The organism is Thalassovita autumnalis (assembly GCF_001458255.1).
In the GTDB taxonomy this organism is placed as follows: Bacteria; Pseudomonadota; Alphaproteobacteria; order Rhodobacterales; family Rhodobacteraceae; genus Thalassobius; species Thalassobius autumnalis.
Window position 1 is genome coordinate 1 of the sequence record NZ_CYSB01000044.1, and the last position, 6,779, is coordinate 6,779.

General features: G+C 54.2%; 10 protein-coding genes. 5 read left to right on the forward strand and 5 right to left on the reverse strand.

What is annotated here, in order from left to right; all coding sequences use genetic code 11:
• On the reverse strand, positions 1-952 hold a 952-nt coding region (locus TL5118_RS21230), incomplete at its 3' end, for an Ig-like domain-containing domain (protein WP_165590072.1).
• A gap of 579 nt (positions 953-1,531) precedes the next feature.
• On the opposite strand from TL5118_RS21230, the gene TL5118_RS20020 reads away from it, so the two are divergent.
• From TL5118_RS20020 to TL5118_RS20035, 4 genes are read left to right on the forward strand one after another with little or no spacing between them, the layout of a single operon-like run.
• Positions 1,532-2,038: a phage tail protein gene (locus TL5118_RS20020; protein ID WP_058244635.1), complete on the forward strand. Its 507-nt coding sequence runs from the start codon at positions 1,532-1,534 to the stop codon at positions 2,036-2,038.
• Between the two features lie 18 nt (positions 2,039-2,056).
• Entirely contained in the window at positions 2,057-2,575 is a 519-nt protein-coding gene (locus TL5118_RS20025) for a phage tail protein (RefSeq protein ID WP_058244636.1), read from the forward strand.
• A 9-nt stretch (positions 2,576-2,584) separates the two neighbouring features.
• A complete protein-coding gene (locus TL5118_RS20030) occupies positions 2,585-3,115 on the forward strand; it encodes a phage tail protein (RefSeq protein WP_058244637.1) in 531 nt (176 codons plus the stop codon).
• A gap of 15 nt (positions 3,116-3,130) precedes the next feature.
• Complete coding sequence (locus TL5118_RS20035; protein WP_242601829.1) at positions 3,131-3,661, forward strand: GNAT family N-acetyltransferase; 531 nt, start codon at positions 3,131-3,133, stop codon at positions 3,659-3,661.
• A gap of 50 nt (positions 3,662-3,711) precedes the next feature.
• Here TL5118_RS20035 and TL5118_RS20040 read toward each other — a convergent pair whose 3' ends face one another.
• The 4 genes from TL5118_RS20040 to TL5118_RS20050 all read right to left on the reverse strand — a co-directional run bounded on the left by TL5118_RS20040 (position 3,712) and on the right by TL5118_RS20050 (position 5,482).
• Entirely contained in the window at positions 3,712-4,005 is a 294-nt protein-coding gene (locus TL5118_RS20040; RefSeq protein WP_058244639.1) for a DUF6916 family protein, read from the reverse strand.
• Positions 4,006-4,277: 272 nt separating this feature from the next.
• Positions 4,278-4,574, reverse strand: a complete 297-nt coding sequence (locus TL5118_RS20045; protein ID WP_058244640.1) for a hypothetical protein — start codon at positions 4,572-4,574, stop codon at positions 4,278-4,280.
• Positions 4,552-5,046: a helix-turn-helix domain-containing protein gene (locus TL5118_RS21235; RefSeq protein WP_131727475.1), complete on the reverse strand. Its 495-nt coding sequence runs from the start codon at positions 5,044-5,046 to the stop codon at positions 4,552-4,554. The genes TL5118_RS20045 and TL5118_RS21235 overlap by 23 nt, the downstream gene beginning before the upstream one ends.
• On the reverse strand, positions 5,012-5,482 hold the full coding sequence (locus TL5118_RS20050) for a hypothetical protein (RefSeq protein WP_058244641.1): 471 nt from the start codon (positions 5,480-5,482) through the stop codon (positions 5,012-5,014). Before TL5118_RS20050 ends, TL5118_RS21235 begins: the two co-directional genes overlap by 35 nt.
• A 355-nt stretch (positions 5,483-5,837) precedes the next feature.
• Between TL5118_RS20050 and TL5118_RS20055 the strand changes: the two genes are divergently transcribed.
• Positions 5,838-6,500, forward strand: coding sequence for a recombinase family protein (locus TL5118_RS20055; protein ID WP_058244642.1), 663 nt, complete (start codon positions 5,838-5,840; stop codon positions 6,498-6,500).
• Positions 6,501-6,779: the final 279 nt, after the last annotated feature.

Consider the following 6,779-nt stretch of genomic DNA (forward strand, 5'->3'; position numbering starts at 1 on the left):
CACGGCTGCCCTGGGCATCTGTCCCACCATCTGCCACTGCACCCGAGACCGAGGAACTGACACTGATCTCTGGGGCATTGGTCACCGTGTAGGTCTGGTTGCTGCCGGGTGTGGTATTGCTTAGCGCATTTCCGGCAAGGTCCTGCACGTCTTGGCCCGCATTGAATGTCAGGCCCACGCTGCCATTGTAGCTTGCCAAATCGCCCCCAGAGACGGTCACATCATATGTGGCGGCGTCGACGGATGAAACGGCGGAGGCATCGCCCGTAGTCCCGCTGGCATCAAAATCAGCCGTGGTGACGTTTTGAACATCTTCTGAGAACACCACGCGGAACACCAATGTGTCGGCAGATGTTGTTGCGGTGGCTGGGGGCTGGCGCGAAATCGAAGTGACAGTTGGGGGTGTTGCATCCGCTGGTGGCACGACCGTCGGAGCAGCTGTGCCGTTGATAGTGTTGCTGCCCGATGGAGACGTTATGTCAATCGAGTAGTCCGTGCCGTCATAGGTGAAGAAAAGGGTGACGTTGCAGGCGGCACTTAGGGCACAAGGCACAAGCTGTTCGCCTGATGCCTCAGCTATTGGGATAGCAACATCACCACCGCCAGCGTTGTAAAATGTGTTGCTGAGACCCGTGCCAGGCTCTGCCGACAGGATGATGGAGGATGTCCCAAAAAAGAATGGATCACCGATGTTATTCCCAATGAGCAGGTTTGGGTTCACGTCAGCTGCATTGGTGACACAAGTGTTTGCATCGGGTCGGAAAACCACAAAATCGCCCTGGCTGATGGCTGGGCACGTTGCCGTGACTGATTGGGCCTGAGCGTCTCGGGGCGCCAGAATAGCCAATGAAAGCGCTGTTGTGAAAAGTAGAAATAGAAAGTGAAGTTGCCCTGCGAGCCCCGCGGAAAACCGAAATTTCGTCTTTTTTGCAGCTTGTCTAATGTGGCTCATAGTTCCCCCGTTAATGGTGCGCCGAAGTCGGGCGGACCATTTAACTAATTAATTGAAAGCACGCGTAAAAAGGGTGCTATTGTATTGCTTTCATTAGAATTAGGTTCGCGAATTCTGAAAAATTTCCGCGATATTTGTACGTCAAAAATTGGGCGCAGGTGGCCCGAGAAAAGTCACAAGTTTGTTCTTGGGCTAAGGAGGTAATTCCCGATTGATCAGTAGGATTCTTTTGCTTGAATAGTAGCGTTGCGAAGGATTCGTGCAACATTTGGTTGCTAAGGTTCGCGATTTTCAAGTTATTTTGGGTGATATTTGTATCTTTCTGGTTTGAGCGCTCGCGCATCGGTTTATCTATTAAGGTGATGTTCTTGATGTGTAATTTGCAACTTTTCGACTTCGTTTAGAGTGTGGCGAAGCTACTGATGCATCTTTAAATTTTATTTCTTGTTGCTTGAAATCGGATGGTGTGACAGCCTCAGGTATATTTTTGAAATATCGCCCCTTGGTTGAGGGCTGATTGAATTTGTTGATAGCTTTCGAGTGTCTTGATTTTCTTTGGGAATTTATTGGGGGAGACTGATGTCAGAACCATTTCTCGCTGAGATTCGGATCATGGGGTTTAATTTTCCACCGCGGGGCTGGGCCCTGACGGATGGGCAGATCCTGCCGATCAATCAAAACCAATCTCTCTATTCGCTGTTGGGCACGACCTATGGCGGCGATGGACGTACGTCCTTTGCGCTGCCGGATCTGCGCGGCCGAACGCCGATTCACCGCGATGATGGACATAGCCTTGGGCAGAAGTCCGGCGCCGAAACGGTGACTCTAACGGCGGCCGAAATCGCTGCGCATACGCATTCGGCTCGTGCTTCTGAGTCAGTGGGCAACGCACCAACTCCAACAGGGCATGTTTTGGCGTCTGAGACGGCGGGGGAAACGGCCTATCGTGATCCCGGTGATCTGGTGGCGTTGCGCAGCGGATCGGTCACCAATGCAGGGGGCGGGCAGGCACATGACAACATGCAGCCCTACACGGTTTTAAGTTTCTGTATCGCGCTGCAGGGGCTGTTCCCATCGCGCAATTAACATCAGGAGGGCATTGAAATGTCGGAACCATTTGTTGGTGAAATCCGGATGTTTGCCGGTAATTTTGCACCGCGAGGTTGGGCGTTCTGCGATGGGCAGCTGCTGGCTGTTTCGCAAAACGACGCGCTGTTTTCGCTTTTTGGAACGATCTATGGCGGCGATGGCCGCACCACTTTCGGATTGCCGGACATGCGGGGGCGTATCCCGTTGCATCAGGGCTCAGGCCCTGGCCTGTCCCCACGTCGGCTGGGCGCCAAAGCCGGTGAGGAGAATGTGACGCTAACCGTGAACCAGCTGGCCAGCCACAGCCATGATCTAAACGCCAGCAAGCAGTCGGCAAATCAGGCCAGTCCTACGGGCCGGGTTCTGGCCGCTGGGGCTGGGGTGCGGTTTTATCGAGCACAGGCGCAGGACGTCGATATGGCCAGCACGATGGTGGCCAACACAGGCGGCAGCCGGTCGCATACGAACCTGATGCCAGCCCTCTGCGTGCACTTCATTGTTTCGCTGTTTGGTATCTATCCCAGCCGTCATTAGGAGGCAGAAATGTCAGAACCATTTATTGCAGAAATTCGCATTTTTGCTGGCAATTTTGCCCCGCGCGGCTGGGCGTTCTGTGACGGTCAGCTGTTGCCAATCTCTCAGAACAGCGCGTTGTTTTCCCTGATCGGCACCACCTATGGCGGGGATGGTCGATCCACGACAGCGCTGCCGAATATGCAGGGGCGTGCCCCAATGCATCCTGGGCGCGGGCCTGGCTTGACCTCCCGCCGGTTGGGCGAAAAAACAGGTGTTGAAACAGTCACCTTGTCAGAGGCGCAAATCCCGTCCCATTCGCACGTCGTGCGTGCCGTCTCGACCGGGGCGGATACGGCTGAGCCGTCCAATACCACGGCTCTGGCACGTTCGTCCTTTGGTGACAGCCTGTATCAGACAAATACGTCGGCGAACTTGGTCGATATGTCGAGTGTCAGCCTGGCGACCACCGGGGGCGGACAGGCGCACAACAACCTGCAGCCCTTCCTCACGCTCAACTATATCATTGCCCTGCAGGGGCTTTACCCCAGTCGCGGCTAAACAAGCGGGGATCTGGTGACAATATCAACGGCTGATTTCCTTAAGACGCCCAGAGCATGCCAATATGGCGTCGCTCTGCGGCCGGAAGTGGCGGCGGATCTACCCTTTCTGCAGGCGCTTTACCGGTCAACCCGCGAGGCGGAGTTGAATCAAACCCAGTGGCCTGAGGCACAGAAGACGCAATTTATTGAGTTGCAGTTTCGCGCGCAACGCAGTCATTACCATCAACATTACCCAGACGCACTTTGGCTGATCCTTGAAAAGGAAGGTGACGCCATCGGGCGTTTGTATCTGGAGCGCTGGTCCGCTGAGCATCGCATCATTGATATCGCCTTGCTGCCGCAGTGGCGGGGGCAGGGGATCGGGCAGGCTCTGCTATTGGATGTGATTGATGAGGCTATGAGCGCCGGTAAAGCCGTTGGCATTCACGTGGAAAAGCAAAACCCGGCCATGTCGCTCTATCTGCGGCTTGGGTTCCGATGTGTCGAAGACAAAGGCGTCTACGATCTGTTAAGGCTGCCCGCTGGTTTGTCACCCCCGGGTTAGGGGCGACGAAAGCGATGTAAGGATCCGGTTGTCCGAGGTGAGACAGCGGGTCAGGTGAAGACCGCCTCATACTGGAAGCCCGCGTCTTTCTGGGCAACGGGCACGAGAAACAGCGCCATCTCCCCAAGTTTTTCATGAGTCATCTCATAGGTCCCTTGGTGAAGGGCAGGGGTGACTGGCCCCTGCCAAAGCAGGGAGAAGGCGCCGCCGTCGCGGGCACCTGTCCCAATTGCGGAAGCCTCAAGCAGCTTAAGCACGCAGCTTCCGTCAGTGAGCGAAAGTAGAAAATCTTGCCCGACGTGGGGGTGAAACGCCTCACAAGTCATCGTCTGAAGATTGGTCATGAAAACACCTGTCTGAATGAAATTACCAGCAGGTTAAGCGATCGCCCTTCGCCCGTCTATCGCTATGCGTGAAGTGGCGGCCAGTCACGGCAATGAGGGGCCACTTCACCAACGTCGAGGAGGGGCCAACAGGCGAATTTGAAAATGATGTATCGAGATTAGTGGAGGCGAGTACCGGACCCTCCTCCATTCCAGTAACCCATTGATTAGCCACAAGTGGCAGGTGCGAGGTTGCTAGGTGTGTCACACTTTGTGTCACACTTGAAGAGCCATCATTTCAGCTCAACGTCTTTTCGAATTAGTTCACCCGGCGGAGTAATCTTGTTGCCACTTTGATCTTCGTAGTTACTCAGGGCCGTTGTCAGTGCTCTGCTCAGCTGGGCAGCAGTTGAAAGAGACATGTGGGCACCAACGATCTCTGTGGTGGTGCCATCGATTTCGGAAACACCCATTAGCAATTTGACGCCGTTGTCACTTATGGCGAGGTTTATTGCATCACACGGTATGTAACGGAACTCTGGTGAACGAACTGTTTTCATCTCGGTCTTAACTGGTTGTGTATCTGGCATAGTTGCCGTCCTTTTCCTCGCCCGGGTGGGAAGAGCAAATTACATATTGATTAGTGTGCGATTGGGTTGGCTTGACTTCGGCAACTGAAGTCTCCGTCGAGACGGTTTCCCATCTGCAAGTTCTAATCGGGTTTGTTATCCACTCCGCACAGGGCTGATTGGATTTTCCTTTTGCGAGATCGTCCCTGAGATGCAGTTCGAAGAATTCTCCGCGAATTGCAAAGGTTAGGTCACTCAGAGTGTCTAGTGTTAGGTTGGCGGGGCCGCCTAGCCAGCGGGTTATTTGCTCAGGACGCTTGCCAAGCATTTTGGCAAGGTCGGCCTTGCTCATGCCGCTTTTCTCGAACTCGTCCAGCAGTAGGCTATGCGCCTTGTTGCGATTGCGGGCTCGAACAAAGCTCAGGTCAGATAGCCGGATTTTTTCGCCGTTTGCAGGCTTAGACAATGATCGCCTTTTGAAGGAAAAAGTCATCGAGGCTGCCTCCTGTTAGTCTTGTATGGCCGGGAAATAGATTGTCCCAACGTTGAATTGCATCTTCTCGAGCATTGGCCCATTCGCGGCTTCCTGGGCCGCCAAGGTCTCTGCGTACTCTGGTTATAAGTCCGACAAACAAGTCCGGTTCGCAGAAGGCTCCAAAGACCCGAATTGCGGGTTTCGGCGCCACGCTCCGTATGGTCCATATGCCTAAGTGTGGGGGATCGATGCGCGCCATAAATGCACCATCTCCCTTCCCATAGGGGTCCATTCCAATTGGTATGGTGTCGCCGGTCACATAGCGGTCGAAGTCCGCCTCAAGTTGCCCGTAGCGCACCCCCAGCTGTGGGTCGTTCCATGTTTCCTCGTCCAGTTCTTCCCAAATCGCTTTCGCTAGGAACAGCGTGCGCAAGCAGGGGTCGCCCTCGATCATTGGGGTCCATTCCTGAATGTCGCCGCTCTCTCTCCTTTCTATTAACGTGGTGCGCATTGATTTTAAAGTCAATCCCTTGTCGGTTTGTAAAAGATGGGGGCTTACAGTGAAGATGATGTGTTCAAGAGCACTCTAGGTTGGGTTGAGGGTGCCTGCAACGACTAGAGGGGTATTCGGTGGCGTGGGTTGCATTTAGGTGTCTGAATTTCCGGCACATTTTTGCGAGTAGGTATCTACTGTGATTTCAGGGCTGTTGTCCCCCCTGAGGGTGTGTCTCGTGCACAACCAACGTTGACATTTGCAACACTATGTTGTTCGACTACCGGCTGTATCTAAGCCGAGCGGGTGAATTCTTATGCAGCAGTACGTGATCTACCGTCGTGTCAGTACCAAGGAGCAAGGGCGCAGTGGCCTTGGGCTGGATGCTCAGGACAGAGACATTGCGTTGTACTTCGACGGCTTTGCCACTGGGCCTTATGAAGTGCTGGAGACCTTTACCGATGTCCTGAGTGGTTCTGACGATACTCGGCCCGCGTTGAGCGCGGCGCTGGAGATGTGCCGCCGGACGGGGGCGACGTTGCTGGTGAGCAAGTTGGATCGACTATCGCGCAAGGTCTCAATGATCGCGGCTCTGATGGATGACAAGAGGGTGAAGCTCCGTGTTGCCTCTATGCCGAACGCTGATAAATTTCAGCTGCACATCTATGCCGCGCTGGCTGAGCAAGAACGCGAGTTCATATCAGCTCGAACTAAAGCGGCTCTGGCCGAGGCAAAACTGCGTGGGGCTAAACTGGGTGGCCTCAGGGATAAAACCATGCAGCGCAACAAGGCGGTGCAGGCCAACGCGCTGGCCCGGGCCGAGAAGGTCGAGGGGATTGTAATGCCACTGCGTCAGTCCGGCGCAACTTTGCGTCAGATTGCGGATCGTCTAAATCAGGCAGGCGTAGAGACCGCCAGAGGAGGCCGCTGGCAGGCTTCTCAGGTAAAAAGGGTAGTGGAGCGGCTTGAGGCCCGATAGGGCGCTGTATGGCGCTCTCTGGGCTTGTATTGAGCTTGGTGTTAATCCGAGCTGGTATCTATTTCCTTTGAAAAGCCGCCTTTGCTAGCTTGCCCGAGAGGTACATCATGTATTCCTTAACCCTCCGTCTATAGACAGAAGAATTCTAGTATCTGTCTGTATCAGTTATTATCCAAGATGTTCACTTGCTTAGAAACTCAATACAAATTGGCTGTATACTGTTAGTATCCGTCCGGTATCGGGGCGGTTTCAGGCTTTTTCGGGGCGCCAGTTCCATGG

Coding starts and splice junctions, on each gene's coding strand:
- TL5118_RS20020 (WP_058244635.1), top strand. CDS start 1,532: ATGTCAGAACCATTTCTCGCTGAGATTCGGATCATGGGGTTTAATTTT.
- TL5118_RS20025 (WP_058244636.1), top strand. CDS start 2,057: ATGTCGGAACCATTTGTTGGTGAAATCCGGATGTTTGCCGGTAATTTT.
- TL5118_RS20030 (WP_058244637.1), top strand. CDS start 2,585: ATGTCAGAACCATTTATTGCAGAAATTCGCATTTTTGCTGGCAATTTT.
- TL5118_RS20040 (WP_058244639.1), bottom strand. CDS start 4,005: ATGACCAATCTTCAGACGATGACTTGTGAGGCGTTTCACCCCCACGTC.
- TL5118_RS20045 (WP_058244640.1), bottom strand. CDS start 4,574: ATGCCAGATACACAACCAGTTAAGACCGAGATGAAAACAGTTCGTTCA.
- TL5118_RS21235 (WP_131727475.1), bottom strand. CDS start 5,046: ATGACTTTTTCCTTCAAAAGGCGATCATTGTCTAAGCCTGCAAACGGC.
- TL5118_RS20050 (WP_058244641.1), bottom strand. CDS start 5,482: ATGATCGAGGGCGACCCCTGCTTGCGCACGCTGTTCCTAGCGAAAGCG.
- TL5118_RS20055 (WP_058244642.1), top strand. CDS start 5,838: ATGCAGCAGTACGTGATCTACCGTCGTGTCAGTACCAAGGAGCAAGGG.